General features: G+C 68.6%; 19 protein-coding genes and 2 riboswitches. Of the genes, 14 read left to right on the top strand and 5 right to left on the bottom strand.

From position 1 onward, the window contains the following. Positions 1 to 4 precede the first annotated feature (4 nt). Entirely contained in the window at positions 5 to 1,309 is a 1,305-nt protein-coding gene (locus V5E28_RS15110) for an aminotransferase class V-fold PLP-dependent enzyme (RefSeq protein WP_336207493.1), read from the bottom strand. A gap of 45 nt (positions 1,310 to 1,354) precedes the next feature. Beyond that, positions 1,355 to 1,470: riboswitch (SAM riboswitch) on the bottom strand. Positions 1,471 to 1,590: 120 nt separating this feature from the next. Here V5E28_RS15110 and V5E28_RS15105 point away from each other — a divergent pair. After that, positions 1,591 to 2,319 (top strand): TerC family protein, encoded by a 729-nt coding sequence (locus V5E28_RS15105; RefSeq protein ID WP_336207492.1) that lies wholly within the window; start codon positions 1,591 to 1,593, stop codon positions 2,317 to 2,319. Then, positions 2,319 to 3,509, top strand: a complete 1,191-nt coding sequence (locus tag V5E28_RS15100; protein WP_336207491.1) for a cytochrome P450 — start codon at positions 2,319 to 2,321, stop codon at positions 3,507 to 3,509. Before V5E28_RS15105 ends, V5E28_RS15100 begins: the two co-directional genes overlap by 1 nt. A gap of 10 nt (positions 3,510 to 3,519) precedes the next feature. Here the strand turns inward: V5E28_RS15100 and V5E28_RS15095 are convergent, their stop codons facing one another. Then, positions 3,520 to 4,482: an SAM-dependent methyltransferase gene (locus V5E28_RS15095; RefSeq protein ID WP_336207490.1), complete on the bottom strand. Its 963-nt coding sequence runs from the start codon at positions 4,480 to 4,482 to the stop codon at positions 3,520 to 3,522. Between the two features lie 154 nt (positions 4,483 to 4,636). On the opposite strand from V5E28_RS15095, the gene V5E28_RS15090 reads away from it, so the two are divergent. The 5 genes from V5E28_RS15090 to V5E28_RS15070 all read left to right on the top strand — a co-directional run bounded on the left by V5E28_RS15090 (position 4,637) and on the right by V5E28_RS15070 (position 10,348). Continuing rightward, the gene (locus tag V5E28_RS15090; protein ID WP_336207489.1) at positions 4,637 to 4,858 is read left to right on the top strand and encodes a chaplin; all 222 of its coding nucleotides are present in this window, start codon (positions 4,637 to 4,639) and stop codon (positions 4,856 to 4,858) included. A 309-nt stretch (positions 4,859 to 5,167) separates the two neighbouring features. Beyond that, entirely contained in the window at positions 5,168 to 6,058 is an 891-nt protein-coding gene (locus V5E28_RS15085; protein ID WP_336207488.1) for a Rossmann-like and DUF2520 domain-containing protein, read from the top strand. Positions 6,059 to 6,118: 60 nt separating this feature from the next. Next, positions 6,119 to 6,955 carry a pantoate--beta-alanine ligase gene (panC, locus tag V5E28_RS15080; RefSeq protein WP_336207487.1) on the top strand — a complete coding sequence of 279 codons (837 nt, stop codon included), beginning with the start codon at positions 6,119 to 6,121 and terminating at the stop codon, positions 6,953 to 6,955. A gap of 81 nt (positions 6,956 to 7,036) precedes the next feature. Continuing rightward, the gene (locus tag V5E28_RS15075; protein WP_336207486.1) at positions 7,037 to 9,562 is read left to right on the top strand and encodes an L-aspartate oxidase; all 2,526 of its coding nucleotides are present in this window, start codon (positions 7,037 to 7,039) and stop codon (positions 9,560 to 9,562) included. A 3-nt stretch (positions 9,563 to 9,565) separates the two neighbouring features. After that, positions 9,566 to 10,348: a type III pantothenate kinase gene (locus V5E28_RS15070; protein WP_336207485.1), complete on the top strand. Its 783-nt coding sequence runs from the start codon at positions 9,566 to 9,568 to the stop codon at positions 10,346 to 10,348. 50 nt (positions 10,349 to 10,398) lie between these two features. Here V5E28_RS15070 and V5E28_RS15065 read toward each other — a convergent pair whose 3' ends face one another. Beyond that, complete coding sequence (locus V5E28_RS15065) at positions 10,399 to 10,893, bottom strand: hypothetical protein (protein WP_336207484.1); 495 nt, start codon at positions 10,891 to 10,893, stop codon at positions 10,399 to 10,401. A gap of 148 nt (positions 10,894 to 11,041) precedes the next feature. Here V5E28_RS15065 and lysX point away from each other — a divergent pair, with 148 nt between their 5' ends. After that, positions 11,042 to 12,523 (top strand): bifunctional lysylphosphatidylglycerol synthetase/lysine--tRNA ligase LysX, encoded by a 1,482-nt coding sequence (gene lysX / locus V5E28_RS15060; RefSeq protein WP_336207483.1) that lies wholly within the window; start codon positions 11,042 to 11,044, stop codon positions 12,521 to 12,523. Between the two features lie 30 nt (positions 12,524 to 12,553). Here lysX and V5E28_RS15055 read toward each other — a convergent pair whose 3' ends face one another. Further along, positions 12,554 to 13,741: a cytochrome P450 gene (locus V5E28_RS15055; RefSeq protein ID WP_336207482.1), complete on the bottom strand. Its 1,188-nt coding sequence runs from the start codon at positions 13,739 to 13,741 to the stop codon at positions 12,554 to 12,556. A gap of 187 nt (positions 13,742 to 13,928) precedes the next feature. On the opposite strand from V5E28_RS15055, the gene V5E28_RS15050 reads away from it, so the two are divergent. Further along, positions 13,929 to 14,141 carry a LuxR C-terminal-related transcriptional regulator gene (locus V5E28_RS15050; protein WP_336207481.1) on the top strand — a complete coding sequence of 71 codons (213 nt, stop codon included), beginning with the start codon at positions 13,929 to 13,931 and terminating at the stop codon, positions 14,139 to 14,141. On the opposite strand, the gene V5E28_RS15045 is transcribed toward V5E28_RS15050, so the two are convergent. After that, the gene (locus tag V5E28_RS15045) at positions 14,138 to 15,181 is read right to left on the bottom strand and encodes an NlpC/P60 family protein (protein ID WP_336207480.1); all 1,044 of its coding nucleotides are present in this window, start codon (positions 15,179 to 15,181) and stop codon (positions 14,138 to 14,140) included. The two genes, V5E28_RS15050 and V5E28_RS15045, sit on opposite strands and share 4 nt — an antisense overlap. 6 nt (positions 15,182 to 15,187) lie before the next feature. Beyond that, a riboswitch (cyclic di-AMP (ydaO/yuaA leader) is annotated at positions 15,188 to 15,338 on the bottom strand. 283 nt (positions 15,339 to 15,621) lie between these two features. Between V5E28_RS15045 and V5E28_RS15040 the strand changes: the two genes are divergently transcribed. The 5 genes from V5E28_RS15040 (at position 15,622) to V5E28_RS15020 (ending at position 22,676) form a co-directional block, all read left to right on the top strand. Then, positions 15,622 to 16,179, top strand: a complete 558-nt coding sequence (locus V5E28_RS15040) for an amino-acid N-acetyltransferase (protein WP_336207479.1) — start codon at positions 15,622 to 15,624, stop codon at positions 16,177 to 16,179. Between the two features lie 98 nt (positions 16,180 to 16,277). Continuing rightward, complete coding sequence (locus tag V5E28_RS15035) at positions 16,278 to 17,522, top strand: RDD family protein (RefSeq protein WP_336207478.1); 1,245 nt, start codon at positions 16,278 to 16,280, stop codon at positions 17,520 to 17,522. A 118-nt stretch (positions 17,523 to 17,640) separates the two neighbouring features. After that, the gene (locus tag V5E28_RS15030; protein WP_336207477.1) at positions 17,641 to 18,129 is read left to right on the top strand and encodes an RDD family protein; all 489 of its coding nucleotides are present in this window, start codon (positions 17,641 to 17,643) and stop codon (positions 18,127 to 18,129) included. Between the two features lie 516 nt (positions 18,130 to 18,645). Further along, complete coding sequence (locus V5E28_RS15025) at positions 18,646 to 18,978, top strand: histone-like nucleoid-structuring protein Lsr2 (protein ID WP_336207476.1); 333 nt, start codon at positions 18,646 to 18,648, stop codon at positions 18,976 to 18,978. A gap of 1,196 nt (positions 18,979 to 20,174) precedes the next feature. Continuing rightward, a complete protein-coding gene (locus tag V5E28_RS15020) occupies positions 20,175 to 22,676 on the top strand; it encodes an ATP-dependent Clp protease ATP-binding subunit (protein WP_336207475.1) in 2,502 nt (833 codons plus the stop codon). Positions 22,677 to 22,963 lie beyond the last annotated feature (287 nt).

Here is a 22,963-nt window from a genome sequence, read left to right as displayed (position 1 = left end):
GGCCTCAGCGGGCCAGGAGATCCCGGAGCGCCTCGACGAGCCGGTCCACGTGCTCCTGCGTGGTGCCGATGCCGATCGAGGCGCGCACGGCCGACGCGGTGTCGTCCTCGCAGCCGCCGTCGGCGGTGCCGAGCAGGTGCCGTACGAACGGGTGCGCGCAGAACTTTCCGTCGCGCACCCCGATCCCGTACTCGCCCGACAGCACCTCGGCGACCTCGCGGGCGGAGTAGCCGTCGACGATGAAGGAGACGATGCCCACCCGCGGGTGGTCGGGTCCCCACAGTGACAGCTCCCGCACGCCCGCGATCGAGGCCAGGTTCGAGCGCAGCCGCGCGATCAGCCGCTCCTCCTCCCGGACCAGCGCCGTCCAGCCGGTGGCGGTGAGCGCGTCGCAGGCGGCGGCCAGCGCGATGGCGCCCAGCACGTTCGGGGTCCCGGCCTCGTGCCGGGGCTCCGGGTCGTTGTGCCAGTCGGTGCCCTCGCCCGCGTCCCCGACCGCGCGCACCGCGCCGCCGCCCTTGAGGTACGGCTCCCCGTCCGCCAGCCAGTCGCGCCTGCCCAGCAGCACTCCGGCGCCGAACGGGGCGTACAGCTTGTGCCCGGAGAAGGCGACGTAGTCCAGGTCGAGCGCCGTCAGGTTGATCGGCCGGTGCGGCACGAGCTGGGCGGCGTCGACCAGGATGCGCGCCCCGTGGCGGTGCGCGATGTGGGCCAGGGCGGCGATCGGCCACAGCTCGCCGGTGACGTTGGAGGCGGCGGTGACGACGAGCAGCTTCGGCCCGTCGATCCCGGCCAGCGCCGCGTCGGCCGCGCGGACGGCCTCACCGGGGAAGGCCGGGGGAGCCAGCCGTACGGTCTGCTTCCAGGGCAGCAGGGAGGCGTGGTGCTCGGTGTCGAAGACGACCACGGTGGTGCCCTCGGGCAGGCAGCGGGCGAGCAGGTTGGTGGCGTCGGTGGTGTTGCGGGTGAAGATGACGGCGTCGTCGGGCCGGGCGCCGGCGAAGGCCCGTACGGTGTGGCGGGCCTGCTCGTAGCGGGCGGTGGTGAGCTGGGAGGCGTATCCCGCGCCGCGGTGCACGCTGGAGTAGGCCGGAAGCGCGGCGGTCACGGCCGCGCTGACCGGCTCCAGACAGGGGGCGCTCGCGGCGTAGTCCAGGTTGGCGTAGCCGACCAGCTTGCCGCCCTTGACCGGCACCTCGAGGTCGGCGCCGAGCACGGCGGGAATGGTCCTGCCCTGCGGCGCGGATGTGGCGCCGGCTTCCCGCTGCGCGGGCTGGGCGGCGGTGCTGAAGATCGTCAAGGTGGACACGGCGAGCCTCCTGGGGTCGTCATCGGACCCCTGGAACAGCCACGGAGCCCGCGCTTGCCCGCCACACCTCGTGGCGGACCAGGTCTTCACCCGGGGCACCCCGCCGCGGACGCGAGGGTTGCCGGCCAGCGAGCCGGGGCTTGGCGCTGGCACTCATGACCTACGTCCCGCACTATAACCGACACCTGCCTGCCGATCGCAACCGCGAACTTATCCGGGGGCTCGATCGTTGCTACCCGGTACGTCCCCCGAGCGAAGAGGTAGGCACGATGTTGGACTGGGTGGCAGACCCACAGATCTGGATAGGGTTCTTCACCCTTGTGGCCCTGGAGATCGTTCTGGGCATAGACAACATCATCTTCATCTCCATCCTGGCCGGTAAGCTGCCGCCCGAGCAGCGCGACAGGGCGCGCGTCCTGGGCCTGGGAGCGGCCCTGATCAGCCGGCTGCTCCTGCTGCTGGCGCTGTCGTGGGTGGTCAGGCTCACCGAGCCGCTGTTCGAGGTGCTCGGCCAGGAGATCTCCGGGCGGGATCTGATCCTGCTCCTGGGCGGGCTGTTCCTGCTCGCCAAGAGCGTCACCGAGATCGGCCACAGCATGGACGCCGTGGACAAGGACGGCAAGCAGGTCGCGACGGCCTCCTTCGCCTCGGTGATCGTGCAGATCATGGTGCTCGACGTGGTGTTCTCGCTCGACTCGGTCATCACCGCCGTCGGCATGGTGGACGAGCTCGGCGTGATGGTCGCGGCCGTCGTGGTGGCGGTGGTCGTGATGCTGTTCGCCTCGGGGCCGATCAGCAGGTTCGTCGACACGCATCCGAGCATCAAGATGCTGGCTCTGGCGTTCCTGGTGCTGATCGGGGTGGTGCTCATCGCCGAGGGCCTGGACCAGCACATCCCCAAGGGCTACATCTACTTCGCGATGGCGTTCTCGGTCATCGTGGAGCTGCTCAACATCCGGATGCGGAGCAGGAAGACCAAGCACGAAGAGGTGCCTCCTAAGATGCAATAGTGCGCTTTGATCCCTGGAATCCCGATTTCGTGGCGAACCCGTACGGGGTCTACGCCGAGTTGAGGCGCGAGGCGCCCGTCAGCTTCTTCGAACCGACGGGCCAGTGGCTGATCTCCCGCCACGCCGACGTGAACACCCTGCTCAGGGACCGTCGCCTGGGCAGGTCCTACCTGCACGTGGCCACGCACGAGGAATTCGGCAAGGAGCCCGAGCCGGAGTTCCAGGAGCCGTTCTGGCGGGTGATCAGGGCGGGCATGCTCGACGTCGAGCCGCCGGTGCACACCAGGCTGCGCCGCCTGGTCTCCAGGGCGTTCACCCCGCGCATGGTCGAGTCGCTGCGCCCCCGCGTGCGGGCCATCGCCGGCGGCCTGGTGGACGCGTTCGTCGCCAAGGGCGGCGGCGACCTGATCGCCGAGGTCGCCGAGCCTCTCCCGGTGACGGTGATCGCCGAGATGCTCGGCATCCCCGAGGGCGACCGCCACCTGCTTCGCCCCTGGTCGGCCGACATCTGCGGGATGTACGAGCTCAACCCGGCCCCTGAGGCGCAGCACACGGCGGTCCGGGCCGCGTCGGAGTTCGCCGGCTACCTCAAGGAGCTGGCCCGCGAGCGCGCGGCCAGGCCCGGCGACGACCTGATCAGCGCGCTCGCCCAGATCGACGAGCTCACGCAGGACGAGCTGGTCGGCACCTGCGTGCTGCTGCTCAACGCGGGCCACGAGGCCACCGTGAACGTGACGGGCAACGGCTGGTGGTCCCTGTTCAGGAACCCGGCCGAGCTCGTACGTCTCCGCGAGGATCGCGGGCTGCTGCCGTCGGCGATCGAGGAGCTGATGCGGTGGGACACGCCGCTGCAGATGTTCGAGCGCTGGGTGCTGGAGGACATCGAGGTCGGCGGCGTCTCGATCCCGCGCGGGGTGGAGGTCGCGTTGCTGTTCGGGTCGGCCAACCGCGATCCGGAGGTGTTCGACGACCCCGACCGGCTCGACGTGGGCCGCGTGGACAATCCGCACATCTCCTTCGGCGCGGGCATCCACTTCTGCCTGGGGGCGCCGCTGGCCAGGATCGAGCTCATCGAGTCCTTCGGCGCGCTGATGGACCGGGCGCCGAAGCTGGAGCTCGTCCGGGAGCCGGTCTGGAAGCCGGGCTACGTCATCCGGGGCCTGGAGTCGCTCGACCTCAGCGTGACCTGACGGCGGGCCTTCACCGGCTCTGGCTGAGCCAGCCGAAGCCGCCGAGACCCGCCGGGTCGATCAGCTCCGCCTCCTCCGAGGCCCGGGCCAGAGCCCTGAGATAGCCGCGCGGATCGGCATGGGCCAGGTCGAGTGGCGGTCGTGTGCCGGTGATCCCCAGAGCACGCAGCGCGATGCGCTGTGTGGACAAGCCTGTGGATATCGCACCGGCCTGCCGGCCCGCCTCGGCGCACGCGTCGAGCGCCACATGAGCCGTAATGTCGCAGGTGCCGTCGGGGACGGGCATCACCACCGCCCCGTCGCGGTATCCGGTGAGCGTCCCGCAGGGCGGCCGGTTATCCACAGGGTGTGCATAATCCACGGCGATCGCGCAACCCCGTTCGAGTCGTGTCAGGACCGCCGCCCAGGCCGCGTCGCGCGGCCGCCCGATCTCGGCGCGCGCGCCGGTGCGCGACAGCGGCCACCACCGTTCGAGCCAGTCGCGATCGGCCTCGTCCGGAGGGTCGCCCAGCCGCTCCTCGCCGGTCTCGGTGTCGACCATGACGAGCCTCGGCCCGCCGGGTGTCTGCTCGACGACGTCCAGCGGGACGTTGTCCAGCCACTCGTTGGCGATGGCCAGGCCGCTGATGCCCGCGGGGACGGCCGGGACCCAAGCGACCTCCGGCGGCAGGCCGTCGGGCCTGGGCGACACCTCGACGGCCGTGACCCGCAGCCTGCTGAGCAGCTCGGGGTCGGCCGCGCCCAGCACGCGGCGGACGAGCACGCCCTCGCCGGCGCCGATGTCGACCAGGTCGAGCTTGCCCGGCATGCCGAGCTCGGCGTCCACTTCCGCCAGCAGCGCCAGCACGGCCTCGGCGAACACCGCCGAGGCGCTGACCGAGGTGCGGAAGTGGCCTGAGGGGCGCTCACGCAGGTAGAAGCCGTTCTCGCCGTACAGCGCGCGATCGGTGGCGGCGCGCCAGGTGAGCCACATGTCTGGACTATCTCACGATCGAGCGATTACACGTTGGGTTATGCATTGACTACTCATAGTGGCAGACTTGCGCTAACGTTTACGCGTTGTCGCCAAGCGACTGCACATTGTCACGCTTCCTGCGGTCCTCGCCGCATCCCCGAGAGGAGCCTTCGTGTTCAAGAAGACCATGGTCGTGGTCGGCGCGCTCGCCATGCTTTCCCTTGCCGCCCCCGCTCAGGCCGACACCACCAGTGGCCGCAGCGGCGTGCTCTCCGGCAACCAGATCTTCCTGCCCATCACCGCGCCGATCAACGTCTGCGGCAACGCGATCGCCGTCATCGGCCTGGCCTTCGCCGGCTGCAAGGGTGGTGCGAGCGCTCACGTGCACCGCTGATGTGAGAGCTCGGACCGGCCGTGGCCGGTCCGAGCTTCACGTGTGGTCCGCCAGTCGGCGGTGGCGGCCACTGGTGCACCTCCAAGAGGTTCGCACACCGTGCGGGCGTCGGTCCTGGCGCGGACCCGGCGCCCGCTGCGATGCGATGAACCCCTCTCCTCATCTCTCCCGACAGGGGGTGCACCTTTTGTATGCCCTTGTCCGATTTGTCGGTAACGCAACATGCGGCAAAACCCCGGTCACATGTCTGCCCCGTCGCGGCCGTTACGCTGGTCGGCAGCGCCATCGGGTCGACAGGGGTGAGACGTCATGGACGCAGGTGATCGCCCGGCACGGCTGACTGTCGGTGTGCTGGGTTCGGGCAGGGTGGGCTCCGTCCTCGGCGCCGCTCTGGCGCAGGCCGGCCACCGCGTCGTGGCCGCGAGCGGGGTGTCCGACGCCTCCAGGCGTTGGGCGGCGGACCGGCTGCGGGTCGAGCCCGTCCGGCCCGACGAGGTCGTCAGGGCGGCGGAGCTGATCCTGCTCACCGTGCCCGACGACGCGCTGCCCGACCTCGTCGGCGGCCTGGCGGCGACGGGTGCCGCACTCCAGGGCAAGCTGCTCGTCCACACCAGCGGCGCCTACGGGCTGGCCGTGCTGGATCCGGCCGCCAAGGCGGGCGCGCTGCCGCTGGCGCTGCACCCGGTGATGACCTTCACCGGCAGGGACGACGACCTCAACCGGATCACCGGCTGCTCGTTCGGCGTCACCGCGCCCGAGCCGCTCCGCCCCATCGCCGAGGCGCTGGTCATCGAGATGGGCGGCGAGCCCGTCTGGATCGCCGACGCCGACCGCGCCCTCTATCACGCGGCCCTGGCGAGCGCGGCCAACCACATGGTCACCCTCATCGCCGAATCCTCCGAGCTGCTGCGGCGCATCGGCGTCGAGCACCCGGGCCGCATGCTCGGGCCGCTGCTCGGCGCCGCCCTGGACAACGTGCTCAGACTGGGTCTCGCGGGCCTGACCGGGCCGGTGGTGCGCGGTGACGCCGGCACCGTGCGCAAGCACGTCGACGCCCTGATCCTGAGCGCGCCGGAGGCGGCCGACGCCTACGTCGCCCTGGCCAGGCTCACCGCCGACCGCGCCCTGGCCGCCGGGCTGCTGAAGCCGGAGGAGGCCGAGCGGCTGCTCGACGCCCTGGGTGGCAACATATGGACCTGACCGCCGCCGGTCATGTCGTGGATCCGCCACGTCGCTGACCGCCGCTCCCGGAGGCCCCGCATGGACCTGATCGTCGCCAGGAATCGCACCGATCTGATCAAGGCCCGGCGCGACGGGTCCGTCGCCCTGGTGCCCACCATGGGAGCCCTGCACGAGGGTCACCGCTCGCTCATCCGGGCTGCTCGGGCACGCGCCGATCAGGTCGTCGTCAGCGTCTTCGTCAACCCGCTGCAGTTCGGGCCAAGCGAGGATTTTTCCCGTTATCCCCGTACATTCGACGCCGACCTCGACGTGTGTCGGGCAGAGGGCGTCGAGGTGGTGTTCGCCCCGGCCGTCCAGGACATGTACCCCCCGGACCGCCAAGTGAGCGTCAGCTCCGGCGAGATGGGGCGGATCGTCGAGGGCGCCTCCAGGCCCGGCCACTTCGACGGCATGCTCACGGTCGTGCTCAAGCTGTTCAACCTGGTACGGCCCGATCTGGCGGTGTTCGGGCAGAAGGACGCCCAGCAGCTCGCGATGATCCGGCGCATGGTCGCCGATCTGGACGTGCCCGTCGAGATCGTGGGCGTGCCCACGGTCCGCGAGCCCGACGGACTGGCCCTGTCGAGCCGCAACCGCTACCTGTCGGCCGCTGAGAGGCAGGTGGCGCTGGCGCTGTCCCGCGCCCTGCGGGCCGGCGCGGCGGAGCGGGTCCCGTCGAAGGTCCGCGCCGCCGCCCGGGCGGTGCTCGAGGAGGCCGCGCCCGAGCTGGAGCTCGACTACCTGGCGCTGGTGGACCCCGCGACGTTCTGCGAGGTGCCGGAGCTCTACTCGGGCGAGGCGGTGCTCGCGGTCGCCGCCAGGACCGGCACCACCCGGCTGATCGACAACGTGGTCATCGCGCTGAGCCCCGCCTGATCGGGAGCACCCCCGGGTATGGAACATCCTCTCGCACGCGTTATCGTCATTGTGACGAAATAGCCTCATCGAGGAGACCCCATGAGTGCACCGGCGATCCCCCTGCGGCTGATGGCCCCCGAACCCGGCTGGACCGTCGAGGCCGACCTGGTCGTGGTGGGCTCGGGCATCGCCGGGCTGACGGTCGCGCTGCACTACGCCGAGCTCGTGCCCAGGGCCAGGGTCCTGGTGGTCACCAAGGACGTGCTCTCCGCCGGGTCCACCCGGTGGGCGCAGGGCGGGATCGCGGCCGTCCTCGATCCGGCGGACAGCCCCGACGAGCACCTCAACGACACGCTGCTGGCCGGCGTGGGCCTGTGCGACACGCGGGCCGTGCGGACGCTGGTCACCGAGGGTCCGGGCGCGCTGCGCAGGCTCATGGCCCGGGGCGCGGAGTTCGACCGGACCCCCGACGGGCACCTCCAGCTCACCAGGGAAGGCGGCCATCGGCGGCACCGGATCGTGCACGCCGGAGGCGACGCCACGGGCGCCGAGGTGCAGCGCGCGCTGGTCGAGGCGGTCCACGCCGGCGGGATCGAGGTGATCGAGCACGCGCTGGTGCTCGACCTGCTCAAGGACGCGCGAGGCCGCACGGCGGGCGTCACGCTGCACGTGATGGGCGAGGGGGCGGGCGACGGGGTCGGCGCGGTGCGTGCCCCCGCGGTCGTCCTGGCCACCGGAGGCATGGGCCAGATCTACTCCTCCACGACCAACCCGGTCGTCTCCACCGGCGACGGGGTGGCGCTCGCGCTCCGGGCCGGGGCCGTGGTGCGCGACCTGGAGTTCGTCCAGTTCCACCCGACCGTCCTCTGGCTCGGCAAGGGCGCGACCGGCCAGCAGCCGCTCATCTCGGAGGCGGTCAGGGGCGAGGGCGCCGTCCTCGTCGACCACGAAGGCAACAGGTTCATGACCGGCGTGCACGAGCTGGCCGACCTGGCGCCGCGGGACGTCGTGGCCAAGGCGATCATGCGGACGATGCGCGAGACCGGGGGCGACCACGTCCTGCTCGACGGCCGCCACTTCGGCGAGGAGAAGTGGCGGGCCAGGTTCCCCACCATCTACGCGGTCTGCCGCGAGCACGGCATCGACCCGGCGGTCCAGCCGATCCCGGTGGCTCCGGCCGCCCACTACGCCAGCGGCGGAGTCCGTACCGACCTGCGTGGCCGCACCTCCATCGAGGGCCTGTACGCGTGCGGCGAGGTCGCCTGCACGGGCGTGCACGGCGCGAACCGGCTGGCGTCCAACTCCCTGCTCGAAGGGCTGGTCTTCGCCGAGCGGATCGCGGACGACATCCACCGCCTACGGTGCGAGTCCGGCGAGCCCGTGACTCCTCGGGCCGCGGCCGGACTGGTGGACCCGCGGGCGCGTGGCAGGATCCAGGCCCACATGAGCACGGGGGCCGGCGTGCTGCGCAGTCACGCCTCGCTCGCGGCCACGGTCGGGGCGCTGCGCGACGCCCGCTGGACTCCGATCCAGGTGGCCGCGTGCACCGAGTCGTGGGAGGCGACGAACCTGCTCACCGTCGCCACCGTGCTCACCGCCGTGGCGGCGGCCAGGCAGGAGACGCGGGGCTCGCACTGGCGTGAGGACTTCCCCGACCGAGACGACGACGCATGGCTGGGTCACGTGGACGTGACCCTGACCGAGGAGGGCCCGCACATGATCTACACCCCGCACGGCGACGCGATGCCGCAGCGCCTGGCCCAGGAGCTCGCCGCCGCCGGAGTGGATCCGGCCGACGCCGATTCGGTGATCGACCGGGCGCTGGCGGAGGACCTGCAGGAGGCCGGGGACGTCACGAGCCTGGCGACGGTCCCGGCGGACCTGCGTTCGATCGGCGACGTGGTGGCCCGCGCCGACGGCGTGGTGGCCGGCCTGCCCGTCGCCGAGGCGGTCTTCGTACGGCTGGGCGCGACCCGTACGGAACGGAAGGTGAAGGACGGTGAGCGGGTGCGCAGGGGAGAGGTGCTGATGACCGTCGAGGGCCCGGCCAGGGCCCTGCTGACGGCCGAGCGCACCGCCCTGAACCTGCTCACGCACCTGTCCGGCATCGCCACGCTGACCGGCAGGTGGGTGGAGGCGATCAGCGGCACGGCGGCGCGGGTGCGTGACAGCCGCAAGACGCTGCCGGGGCTGCGGGTGCTGGAGAAGTACGCGGTGCGCTGCGGCGGCGGCGTCAACCACCGCATGTCGCTGTCGGACGCGGCCCTCATCAAGGACAACCACGTGGTGGCCGCGGGAGGGGTCGCCCAGGCGTTCCGCGCGGTGCGCGAGCGCTATCCGGACGTGCGGATCGAGGTGGAGGTCGACAGCGCCGAGCAGTTGGTGGCGGTGCTCGGCGAGGGAGCCGAGGTCGTCCTGCTGGACAACTTCACGGTGGAAGAGATCGCCCATGCCGTCCAAATCACCAAAAATACGGCGAAAAACGCGGTTGCGCTTGAGGCCAGCGGGGGATTGACCTTGGAATTGGCGCGTGATGTGGCTGAGACTGGCGTTGACTACCTTGCGGTCGGAGCGCTCACCCATTCGGCGCCGGCCCTTGACGTCGCACTGGATCTACGGGGGTAATCGATGCTGCTCACGATCGACGTCGGCAACACGCACACGGTGCTCGGCCTCTTCGAAGGTGAGGATGTCATCGAGCACTGGCGGCTGGCCACCGACGCCCGCCGCACAGCCGACGAGATCGCGGTCGTCCTGCAGGGCCTGCTCGCGCAGTCGCCGCTGCTCAAGGGGGCCGACATCGGCGGCATCGCCATCTGCTCCACCGTGCCGAGCGTCCTCAACGAGATGCGTGAGATGTGCCGCCGCTACTACGGCGACGTCACGGCGGTCATCGTGGAGCCCGGTGTCCGCACCGGGGTGCCCGTACGGATGGACAACCCCAAGGAGGTCGGCAGCGACCGCATCGTGAACGCGCTGGCCGCCATCGACCAGTACGGCGGCCCGTGCATCATCGTCGACTTCGGCACCGCCACGTCCTTCGACGCGGTGTCGGCCAAGGGCGAGTACGTCGGGGCGGTCACCGCCCCCGGCATCGAGATCTCCGTCGACGCGCTCGCGGCGGCCGGAGCGCAACTGCACAAGGTGGAGCTGGTCAGGCCCCGTTCGGTGATCGCCAAGAACACCGTCGAGGCGTTGCAGGCCGGCATCATCTACGGCTTCGCGGGCCAGGTCGACGGCATCGTCGAGCGGATGGCGGCCGAGCTGGCCGAGGACCCCGACGACGTGACCGTGGTGGCCACGGGCGGGCACGCGGCGCTGGTGGTGGGCGAGTCCCGCTCCATCGACGTGCACGAGCCGTGGCTGACGCTCATCGGCCTGAGGCTCGTCTACAGCCGCAACACCACATAGGACAAGCGGCCCCCCGCTCGGGAAGGGGGCCGCTTGCGTCTGTTGCGGGATTACTCGCTCTCGGTGGTGTAGAGGTAGTCCCAGTGGCCGCACTTGGTGACGTAGTGCTTGTACGGGTGGATCTGGCAGACCTTCACCCGCACGCTGGAGGCCTCGTCGACCTCGAAGTGGAACTTCTTCGAGCCGGGGTAGCCGCAGTACTTCTTGGTGTAGACCTCGTCCCAGTCGTGGTCGAAGTCGCTGGCCTGGAACTTCACGTAGGCGCACTTGCCGCCCTGGCCGTAGCTGCGGTTGTCGAGGTCGTAGAGCCGGCCCCTGACGTGCACGGTGTTGGACTCCTGGTCCTCGTCCCACTTGACGCCGATCCAGCCCTGGGCCTTGGCGGCGTGGTGCTTGGCGTAGGTGGGGCCCCAGTAGTCGGAGTAGTCGTATTCGTCCGAGCTCGAGGAGTTCGTGCTGGTGGCGCTCGCCGCGGCGGGCATCGACAGGGCCAGTGCGCCGGTGGCGGCGACGGCCAGGAGACCGGTCGCGATCTTCCTGATCATGATTTCTCCTTGAGCCCCTCCCTGGGCCGGCTCCCTGCCGGATCCCCCCTGAGCTCGTTGGGTCATTGATAAGCCCGGGGTCTTGCAGGGGCCCTGCAGGGGACCGACGACGCCTTGCAGGTGGCCGTATCCCCTACCCTTTGATGGTGTGAGCGACGAACTTCCCGAGCAGATGCGCATCCGGAGGGAGAAGCTCGACCGCCTTCGCAGTGAAGGCGTCGACCCTTACCCGGTGACCTTTCCCCGCACGGCCACGAACGCCGAGGTCAGGGAGAAATACCAGGGCCTGGAACCCGACACCGCGACCGGCGACAGGGTCGGGGTCGCGGGGCGCGTCATGCTCAACCGCGTGGGCGGCAAGCTCTGCTTCGCCACGCTCCGCGACGGCGGCGGCGACCTGCAGGTCATGATCTCGCTCGACAAGGTCGGCGAGGAGTCCCTGGCCGCCTGGAAGCGCGACGTCGACCTGGGCGACCACGTGGGCATCGAGGGCGAGGTCATCACCTCCCGCCGTGGCGAGCTGTCGATCCTGGCCGACAGGTGGCAGATCACCTCCAAGTGCCTGCGCCCGCTGCCGGAGAAGCACGTCGGCCTCACCGACCCCGAGGCCCGGGTGCGCCAGCGCTACGTGGACCTCATCGTCAACGACGAGGCCCGCGAGATGGCGCGCATCCGCAGCGCGACGGTGCGCGCGGTGCGCGACTTCTGGCACGAGGAGGGCTACCTCGAGGTCGAGACGCCGATGCTGCAGCCCATCCACGGCGGCGCCGCGGCACGGCCCTTCAAGACCCACATCAACGCCTACGACCTGGAGCTCTACCTCCGCATCGCGATCGAGCTCTACCTCAAGCGGCTGGTCGTGGGGGGCATCGAGAAGGTCTTCGAGATCAACCGCAACTTCCGCAACGAGGGCGCGGACTCCACGCACAACCCCGAGTTCACCATGCTCGAGGCCTATGGCACCTACCTCGACTACAACGACATGGCCGACCTGACGCAGCGCATGTACCAGAAGGCCGTGGTCGCCGCCCTGGGCACCTCCGTGGTCGTGCACGACGGCGTCGAGGTCGACTTGGGCATCCCGGAGTGGCCCAGGATCAGGCTGTACGACGCGGTCTCCGAGGCGGTGAGCGAGGAGATCACCACCGAGACCCCGCTGGAGCGCGTCCGCGCGCTCGCCGACAAGCACGACGTCCACTGGGACCCCAAGTGGGGCCAGGGCAAGCTCGTCCAGGAGCTGTTCGAGGAGCTCGTGGAGCACACCCTGATCCAGCCCACGTTCGTGATGGACTACCCGCTGGAGACCTCCCCGCTCACTCGCCAGCACCGCGACAACCCGCTGCTGACGGAGAAGTGGGACCTCATCGGCTTCGGCACCGAGCTGGGCACCGCCTACTCCGAGCTCATCGACCCGATCGAGCAGCGCCGCCGCCTGGTGGAGCAGTCGTTGCTGGCCGCGGGTGGCGACCCGGAGGCCATGCAGCTCGACGAGGACTTCCTGCAGGCCCTGGAGTACGCGATGCCGCCGACGGGTGGCATGGGGGCCGGCATCGACCGGATGATCATGGCTTTCACCGGCAAGAACATCCGCGAGACGATCCTGTTCCCGCTGGTCAAGCCCACCCACTGACGCACAGCCCGGCAGGGGCAGGCTTCGACGCTAGCGCCTGAGCCGCACGGGCAGGCAGGCCAGCCCGCGCAGCACGATGTTTCGCTTGTACGGCGGCTCGGGCTCGGTCAGCTCCAGTTTCGGCGCCGCCTCGGCCAGGGCGCGCAGCGCGATCTCGCCCTCCAGCCGGGCCAGCGGCGCGCCGAGGCAGAAGTGGATGCCGAGCCCGAAGGCCAGATGCCGGCCCGGCGCCCGGTCCACGTCGAAGCGGTCGGGATCGGGGAAGGCGGCGGGGTCGCGGTTGGCGGCGCCGATCAGCGCCAGCACGTGGGTGCCGGCCGGTACGGGCGTGCCGGCGAGCTCGGTGTCCTCCAGCGCGACCCGCATGGTGAGCTGGACCGGCGGGTCGTACCGGAGCACCTCCTCGACGACCTCTTTGGGCCGTTCGGCGGCCGAGGCCAGCGTCTCGTGCCTGACCAGGTTGAGCACGCCGTTGGCGATGAGGTTGACGGTGGTCTCGTGCCCGGCCACGAGCAGCAGCACGCAGGTGGCGAGCAGCTCCGGCTCGGTGAGCTCCTCGACCTGGGCGAGCGCGCTGAGCAGGTCGTCGCCGGGCCGCTCGCGGCGCAGCGCGATGAGCGAGCGGAAGTAGGCTCGGAACTCCTGCCTGTCCCGCTCGGTCCGCGCCGCCAGCTCCGGTGGGACTATCGGGTCGAGGCCGCGCGCCAGCGTCTCGCTCCAGCCGCGGAACCGCTCGTGGTCCTCGGCCGGCACACCCAGCATCTCGCTGATCACCATGACCGGTAGCGGGTAGGCGAACCCGGTGAGCAGATCCGCCTCGTCCGGCAGCGAGGCGATCAGCTCGGCGGTGATCGCCTCGATCCGGGGCCGCAGCCGCTTGACCATCGAGGGAGTGAACTCCTTGCTGACCAGCCCCCGCAGCCTGGTGTGATCCGGCGGGTCCATGGCCAGGAACGACTTGACAGGCTGGTCAGAACCGCCGTTCCGGGCGGGACCGTCGCCGTGACCGAATCGGGGGCTGCGCAGGACGGCCGAGCAGAGCTCGTGCGTGGTGGCGACGAGCAACCCGGCGCGTGTCCGCAGCAGCGCGTCACCCTGCCGTATCTCGGCGTAGCGGCGGTACGGTTCGCGAACGAACGCCGGGTCCAGCGGATCGAAGCCCAGCAGGTCGGTCGGAGTCGGCGATGGAGCGTTGTCCACATTGCTGCTATCGATCATCTCGCCTCGATATGCCGACATATGGCGAGTACTTCACATACAACGGATCATGTCAATGGGGCGTGTCAAGTGCGGCAGATCTCATGCTTGACGACCTTTCCCGCATGCGTTTACCGTCTGCGAGATGAGCAGCTTCGCTCGGATCAAAGACGTCTCCGAGTAGTGCTGTTGGGAGGGAGGGCTCCCGATGAATGTGCTCACCGAGGGCGTTGAGCTCAGCCATGCGGATGTGGCGTTACTGGCAGAGCTCGCCAAGGGGGTCACGGTGGATCGGGTGGGACGGCGCTTGGACATCAGCGGGCGGACTGTGCGCCGAAGACTGAGAGGCATCTGCGACCGCATCGGAGTGGCCACCGCGATCGAGGCGGTGGCCTGGGCCGCACGGCGTCAGCTGATCTAGTCGGCGATGCGGACGGCTCCGGCGTAGGGGCGCCGGGCGATGGAGGCGATCCGCACCACGTCACCTGTCTGCGGCGCGTGCACCATCATGCCGCCGCCGAGATAGATGCCCACGTGGTGCAGGTCGTTGTAGAAGAAGACCAGGTCGCCGGGGCGAAGCTCCTCCCTGGAGATGTGCCTGCCCGCGGTCCACTGGTCACCGGTGTAGTGCGGCAGTGAGATCCCCACGCGCTGATAGGCCGCCATCACCAGACCGGAGCAGTCGTAGCCGCGCGGGCCTTCGGCGCCCCAGATGTAGGGCTTGAGCTGCTGGGTGAGGGCCCACCTGGCGGCCTGCGCGGCCTTGCCGGCTCCGGAGATCGGCAGACTGACGCGGACGGCACGGGTGCCGGGGCGGCCGGCTTCGCCGAGCGCGCGCTGGAAGAGGTTGCTCTCCACCTTGGTGACGAGCTTGACGATCTTGTCCCGCTTGGTGTCGAGCTTCTCGACGATCTCCGTCACCTCGTCGATGCGGGCCTTGGCCCCGGCCCTGGCGCGCTCGGCGGTCTCCATGGCCTTGGTGAGCTGGATGACGTCCTCGCCCTGCTGCTGCTTGACCGCGTAGGTGGTCGCGGCCCTGTCGAGGAAGCCGTCGGGGTCCTTGGAGGTGGTGAAGGTGAGGGCGGTGTTGAGGCCACCGGTGATGTACTCGTTCTCGGCCAGGCGCATCGCCTTGGATCGCTTGGCGTTCAGCTCGGCCTCGCTGGCGGCCAGCGTCTTCTGGGCGTTCTCGACGGCCTTCTTGGCCGTCTTCAGCTTCTCCCGCTGCCCGTTGTAGTCCTCGGTCAGCGTCTCGATCTCGACGTGCATCGCCTCGACCTGCTTGGAGAGTTCCTTGAGGGAGGGCTCGGGGTCGGCGGAGGCGGAACCGAGGGGGAGGGCCAGGAGCAGCGCGGCGACCGTCACGCCGACGACGCCTAACCGGCGGGAACGGCCGGGCCGTTCCGCGGGGCGGGCATGCCTGCCCGCCGCGCTCCCTCTGCGGTCACGCGTGCGCTTCACCAACCAAGCTCCTTCCATCGACGCCTACCGGGTTAGCTGACGGGTTCGGGCCGGAGCAGCCCTACCGAGCCGAGGCTCGGATTCACCCCTGGCGACGCGGTGCGGGCGCCGCCGGCGGGTCCCCGGTTCCCCTTCGGGGATTGGGCGCGTCCGCACGAGAATCGCGCGGGACATCGTCGCTGGACACTAATGCACTCCTGGTTCCTGCTCAACCGGAACTGCCGAGTCTGTAGAGGTTTCACAACTGAAGGGTCACAAGGTGATCTCGTGACGCCCCGTACAGAAAACACTTTTTGTCCCCTTTGGCCTGAGTTCACCGGAGGTGGAGCTGTAGGATTCGTACAATCCCTAGCGTGCTCGTACGACCACGACATGTCACAGGATGGGGGAGAGGCGAGAGTTAGGGCTGAGCCGTAATGAGGTCTGTACCCTGGATGGCCATGGAGCAGGTCGCCGAACTCACCGTCCCCGAGACCGAGATCCTCGTCCGGCGTGCCAGAACTCCGGACGTCCGGATCATCAGGCTTCTGGTCGACACCTATGCCGGCGCCGGCCCGCGGCTCCTGGAGAAGGCCACGGTCACCCTGTACGAGGACGTGCAGGAGTTCTGGGTCGCCGAGCGCGCGGGAGAGGTCGTCGGCTGCGGCGCCCTGCACGTGCTCTGGGAGGACCTGGCCGAGATCCGCACCGTGGCCGTGCACCCCGATGTCCGAGGGCTGGGAATCGGGCACCGGATCGTCTCGGCTCTCATCGGGACCGCTAGAGGGCTGGGACTGCGCCGTGTATTCTGCTTGACTTTTGAGGTCGATTTCTTCGCCAGGCATGGATTCCGCTCCATCCAGGGCACCCCTGTCTCCCCCGAGGTCTACGCCGAGCTGCTGGCCTCCTACGACGAGGGCGTGGCCGAGTTTCTGGACCTGGAGCACGTCAAGCCGAACACCCTGGGCAACACGCGCATGCTGCTTCACTTGGCATCGGGTGACGCGGGCCTTGACTGACAGGAAAGGTGATTGTTGATACCTATGTCGATACGTTGGGCCACGACAGGCATGTGCCCTGACACGTGCCACATGCGCACTCGAAGCGAGGTGACACGGTGAGCACAGGACAGCCGCCGTATCCTCAGGACGACTCCGGCGAGAACTCGCCGCACGGGAATCCTGAATACGGACAGAGCACGGGACGCCAGCAGGGCGAGCCCGACCCCGATGTGACCGTCGTCGGCTACCGGGCCGACGACCCCTACGGTCAGCAGCCCCAGTACGGCCAGCAGCAGTACGGCCAGCAACAGCAGTACGGCCAGCAGCAGGGTTCGGGCCAGCAGTACGGTCAGCAGCCCCAGTATGGTCAGCAGCCCCAGTACGGCCAGCCGGGTTACGGCCAGCAGCCGGGGTCCCAGCCGGACTACGGCCAGCAGCAGGGTTACGGCCAGCAGGGCTACGGCCAGCAGTCCCAGCCCGGCTACGGGCAGCAGCCCGGCTCTCAGCCGGACTACGGCCAGCAGCAGGGTTACGGCCAGCAGCCCGGCTCCCAGCCGGACTACGGCCAGCAGCAGGGTTACGGCCAGCAGCCCGCGTCCGGGCAGCAGGGCTACGGGCAGCAGCCGCAGTACGGCCAGCAGCAGGGTTCGGGCCAGCAGTACGGTCAGCAGCCCCAGTACGGCCAGCAGTCCCAGCCCGGCTACGGCCAGCAGCAGGGTTACGGCCAGCAGGGCTACGCCCAGCAGCAGCCCCAGTACGGGCAGCCCGGCTATGGTCAGCAGCCTCAGCCCGGCTACGGCCAGCCTGCCTACGGGCAGTCCTACGGCCAGCCGGTCGGCCTGCAGCCGCCCGGTGCGCCGGCTCCGCTCGCGGAGTGGTGGCAGCGGCTGGTGGCCCGTCTGATCGACGGCGTCATCTTCGGCGTCGTGTACTTCCTGATCAACCTGATCATGGTGGCTCTCTTCGTCGCCAGCTACAACTCCGTCTCCGGCGTCTCGACGGGCTTCCTCAGCACCTTCCTCGTCGGACTCGTGCAGTACGTCCTCCTGGCGGCGCTGTACGTTGCCTACGACTTCTTCATGACCAAGATCAACGGCCAGACGGTCGGCAAGATGGTCATGGGCATCAAGGTGGTCCCGGTGGGCAGCTCCCTCCCGCCCGGCGGCCTGCCCAACGACATGGCGCTCAAGCGCGCAGGCGCGACCTGGGGCGGCTATGTCCTTGGCGTCATCCCGTTCGTCGGCTGGCTGCTCGTGCCCGTCGCCGTCGGCCTGAACGCCGCGTCCCAGCTCTGGGACAAGCCGTTGCAGCAGACCTTCGCCGACAAGTTCGCGCGCACCGTGGTGGTGAAGATCAAGTAGTCCTGTTGGACGCGAAACAGGGGCCGGCCTCCCGCCGGCCCCTGTTTTGTGCGTGTTCTCGGTACCAAAATGGGGACGGTCAGGGCTCTGGCGGTCTCGCGATGGTTGAGGTGGGCTTATGGCCGGGACACCCCCGCGGGGCGACGTGACGCCCGCGGAATGGTGGGAACGACTCGTCGCTCGGCTGATTGAAGCGCTCGTCTTCGGGGTCTTCTATTACATTCTGTTCATTGCGCTATGGGGCATCTTCCGAACTGTCGGGGTGCTGGATGCGTTCGAGGGGCGATTGCCCGGCGTGTTCGCGTGGGTCTTCACCGGGCTGGCATATACGGTCTACGACTGGTTCGCGCTTTCCCGAGGCGGGCGCACGTTCGGCAAGGCGATCATGAGGATTCGGGTCGAGCCGCGCGGTCTTCCACCGGGCGACTGGCTCAAACGAGCTCTGCTCTATCCCGCGCCGGCCATCGTGATGGGCATTCCGGTCATCAATCTGCTGGCCGGAATCTTCGTGTTCGGGCTTGGCCTGCTCATCTTGATCGACAAGCCGCTGCAGCGCGGGCCACATGACAGACTGGCCGGAACGCTGGTGGTAAAAGATCTTCGTTGAGCCGCCCGCACCTGGGCGGATGGCTTTTCACAAATTTTCCGCTTGATCCGGTAAGGAGCCTGGAGAGACTGGCATTAGGCTATGAGGCGTCCGGGTTGCCGGATGTTGTGCCCCCTGCCAGGCTGTGGGGATCTGTGTGCCGCTATGGTCGGGTGCGGGCGGCGCTCTCACCTCGGGCGACATGAGGACCTCCAGGCCCGTGCTTCCCCGCCGCGTGTGTATTAACGCCCCTGAAACCTGGTCCGCTGTGGAGGCGATGGACGAATGCAAGCCGTAACAGACGTATTGTCAGCGCTCATCCCGCCCGCGGTCGTGGGTGGCGCCTTCATCTTTGGCGTCGTCAAGTTGGTGCGCTCCGAAGCCTCCGGGCGGCGTCCAAACCGCCAGGATCAGGCCGAGCCCCACAACTGATCGGCCACTCAGCAGAATCCCCGTAGCGCTGAATTGTCTTAACGTCTTTCCGGGTATATGTTTGGGCAGGCGAATGAAACAATGCTCCGGGAAAGGATTGCGTAGATGGCCAAGCAGATCCAGGAGATTCTCATCGATGACCTCGATGGGGGCGAGGCCAATGAGACGGTCAGCTTCGCTATTGACGGCTCCTCCTATGAGATTGACCTCAGCGACGTTAACGCCAAGAAGCTGAGGGATGCCCTCACGCCTTTCGTGCAGCACGCTCGCCGGTCAGGTGCCGTGTCGACGCGCCGTCGCGGGCGTGGCGGGCAGCGTGCGATGAGCCGTGAGAAGAGCGCTGAGATCCGGCAGTGGGCCAAGGCCCACGGTCTGCCGGTGAGCGAGCGAGGCCGCATCGCCTCCACCGTCGTAGAGAAGTATGACGCGGCCCACTAAGGGTCGTCAGCTTGACCATGCGCTTATGCCGTTCGCCTAGGACCCCGGCGGCCGCCATAAGCGCATGATCATTTGTGGGCAAATCTCAAATAGTGGACAACCAGCTACGTTGATCTTCTGTTTCGTTGTCAAGAGAGCGTTTTGGGCCCGTCGGTGCGAGACACACGGCGCTGCAGGGCTTTGCAAGGAGATGGCGTGACTCCTGGCGAATGAGCGGCTTTGTTGATCTGTCGCCTGGAGTCCCATCTTTCCCTTCTCTGGCGGTCTTCCGTTTCCGGCGCCGTCCCGCGGGGCGTGCTTCGCCGCGTTATGGCGACACTCCCGGTCGTTCGCGGACGATGATCGGCGTCGCGGAGAACTCGTCGGCGTTCGCCCGCCGTGATCCACGCCACAGAGAGCGCGCTCGTGTTCGCGCCGCGCGTGGAGAACTCTCCCGTTCGCGGGGGTCGACATGTGTGACGCATCCGCGTCGAGGATTTTGTGGCTGGGAGCGTTCCCGGCCGGGATGTTTCGGGACAAGGCGGTTCCGTGGCATGACCACTCGGCGTTTCACGTGAAGCCGTCGCACAGGACGGCTGCCGTCACCCGAAGCCTTCGGCCCCTGCCGCTTGCGAGTCCGTTCATCCGTTGCGGGCGGGCATTCCCCGGAACGGTTTTCGGCGGGTTCTCGCCCGGCTGGTCCGGCCGGGGGCCCGCAATCCGGAGTCCGCAATCTTCGGCATCCGTGATCCCGTACGCCTCCGGGCCGGCACGGCGCCGGTAACGCGGCTGACCAGACAGCTGGGTTTACGCCCTGGGTGATACGCTCCACAACCGTTTGGCCTGCGATTGCGCCGGGACATACGATGACTGCGTAAGAGTTACGGACGCGGCACGCGAGATGAGCGGGCGAAGGCCGTCCCGGGGCCGGCTCGCCACGGCGTCCGATCGCCGATCCGGGTGATCCGTCCGCGCCGTGACCGGCGAATTGGAGCCGCATCAGGCGAGCACCCTAAACATCGTTCGCTTGCGGCGTATCGGGAACACGTCACCCCCGAACGGTAGTTGGATAGAGGGTGAACGCCCTGCTCTCGGGGAACGTCTCTGCTATAGAGCGTGTCAGCGGCAGAGGGCAAGGTTCGCCGAGCCAGGGCTAGCATGCGGGATGACGGGACGGATTAACCGGCCTGACTGACCGCTCTGTGAGGAGCGACGAGATGTTCGAGAGGTTCACCGACCGAGCGAGGCGTGTTGTCGTCTTGGCCCAAGAAGAGGCCAGGATGCTCAACCACAACTACATCGGCACTGAGCACATTCTTCTTGGTTTGATCCACGAAGGTGAGGGCGTAGCCGCCAAGGCTCTGGAGAGCCTGGGCATCAGCCTTGAGGGTGTGCGTCAGCAGGTCGAGGAGATCATCGGCCAGGGCCAGTCGGCTCCGTCGGGGCACATTCCGTTCACCCCGCGGGCCAAGAAGGTCCTCGAGCTGTCGCTCCGTGAGGCTTTGCAGCTGGGCCACAACTACATCGGCACCGAGCACATCCTGCTCGGGCTCATCCGTGAGGGTGAGGGTGTGGCCGCCCAGGTGCTGGTCAAGCTTGGAGCAGATCTCAACCGTGTCAGGCAGCAGGTCATCCAGTTGCTCCACGGTTACCAGGGCAAGGAGCCGGCCGCCGCGGGCGGCCCGCAGGAGTCGGCCCCGTCGACCTCCCTGGTGCTCGACCAGTTCGGCCGCAACCTGACCCAGGCGGCCCGCGAGGGCAAGCTGGATCCGGTCATCGGCCGCGAGAAGGAGATCGAGCGGGTCATGCAGGTCCTCTCCCGGAGGACCAAGAACAACCCGGTTCTGATCGGCGAGCCCGGCGTCGGCAAGACCGCCGTCGTCGAGGGCCTGTCGCAGAAGATCGTCAGGGGCGAGGTGCCCGAGACGCTGAAGGACAAGCAGCTCTACACGCTTGACCTCGGCGCCCTGGTCGCCGGCTCCCGCTACCGCGGTGACTTCGAAGAGCGTCTGAAGAAGGTGCTCAAGGAGATCCGCACGCGCGGCGACATCATCCTGTTCATCGACGAGCTGCACACGCTCGTGGGTGCGGGCGCCGCCGAGGGCGCGATCGACGCCGCCAGCATCCTCAAGCCGATGCTGGCCCGCGGCGAGCTGCAGACCATCGGCGCGACGACGCTCGACGAATACCGCAAGTACCTGGAGAAGGACGCCGCTCTCGAGCGCCGGTTCCAGCCGATCCAGGTGGCCGAGCCCTCGCTCAGCCACACGATCGAGATCCTCAAGGGTCTGCGCGACCGCTACGAGGCGCACCACCGGGTGTCCATCACCGATGGGGCGCTGGTCGCCGCCGCGCAGTTGGCCGACCGCTACATCAGCGACCGCTACCTTCCCGACAAGGCGATCGACCTCATCGACGAGGCCGGTTCGCGGATGCGCATCCGCAGGATGACCGCTCCGCCGGACCTGCGCGAGTACGACGAGAAGATCGCCAACGTCCGCCGCGACAAGGAGTCCGCGATCGACGCGCAGGACTTCGAGAAGGCGGCTGCCCTCCGTGACCAGGAGAAGCAGCTCCAGCTCAAGCGCGAGCGGCGCGAGAAGGAGTGGAAGGCCGGCGACATGGACGTCGTGGCCGAGGTCACCGAGGAGCTCATCGCAGAGGTCCTGGCGACGGCCACCGGCATCCCGGTCTTCAAGCTGACCGAGGAGGAGTCGCAGCGCCTGCTCCGCATGGAGGACGAGCTCCACAAGCGGATCATCGGCCAGGACGACGCCATCAAGGGCCTGTCGCGGTCCATCCGGCGCACCCGCGCCGGCCTGAAGGACCCGCGGCGTCCCGGCGGTTCGTTCATCTTCGCCGGTCCTTCCGGTGTCGGTAAGACGGAGCTGTCCAAGGCTCTGGCGGAGTTCCTCTTCGGCGACGAAGATGCTCTGATCAGCCTGGACATGTCGGAGTTCATGGAGAAGCACACCGTCTCCAGGCTGTTCGGCTCGCCTCCCGGCTACGTCGGCTACGAGGAGGGCGGCCAGCTCACCGAGAAGGTGCGGCGCAAGCCGTTCTCCGTGGTCCTGTTCGACGAGATCGAGAAGGCCCACCCCGACATCTTCAACTCGCTGCTGCAGATCCTGGAAGACGGTCGCCTGACCGACGCCCAGGGCCGGGTGGTCGACTTCAAGAACACGGTCATCATCATGACCACCAACCTCGGCACCCGCGACATCTCCAAGGGGATCGGGGTCGGGTTCGCGAAGTCCAACGACACCGAGTCCAACTACGAGCGGATGAAGGCGAAGGTGCAGGAGGAGCTCAAGCAGCACTTCCGGCCCGAGTTCCTCAACCGTGTCGACGACATCGTGGTCTTCCACCAGCTGACGCCCAACGAGATCATCAAGATCGTGGATCTGATGCTCGCGCAGGTGGGCGCCCGCCTGAAGGACCGCGACATGGGACTCGACGTCTCGCCCGATGCCAAGCAGCTGCTGGCCGACCGCGGTTACGACCCGGTCATGGGTGCGCGCCCGCTGCGTCGCACCATCCAGCGCGAGCTGGAGGACTCGCTGTCGGAGAAGATCCTCTACGGCGAGCTCCGTCCGGGTCAGGTCGTGAAGGTCACCATCGAGGGCGAGGGCGACAACGCGAAGTTCCTCTTCGTGGGTGAGGACGTTGCCCAGGTCCCCGACTCGGCCGCGGCGATCGCCGGCTCAGTCCAGAACTGACGCCAAGGTTCCACCGAACCCCCCGTGTGACATGGTCACACGGGGGGTTCCTCGCTTTGCCGGGGCGTTTCCACGGAGAAAATGTGGGTCACGGCGACCGTTGCCGAATTGTTGGCGGTATGGCTGTACCACCACCAGGAGTAGTACTACACTGCGTAGAGCATCGCCAAGTCCTGTCCAAGTGAACCGCAAGAGCGTGTTTCTACGGTGAGGACTGCTCCCCCGGGAGTAGTAAGAAACCAACTCAGGGCGGACGCGTGCGCCACCCGCGGGCAGTCATGCTCGGC

The organism is Nonomuraea sp. LPB2021202275-12-8, from assembly GCF_037044575.1.
Taxonomy (GTDB): domain Bacteria; phylum Actinomycetota; class Actinomycetes; order Streptosporangiales; family Streptosporangiaceae; genus Nonomuraea.
This window is presented reverse-complemented; position numbering and strand designations above follow the sequence as displayed.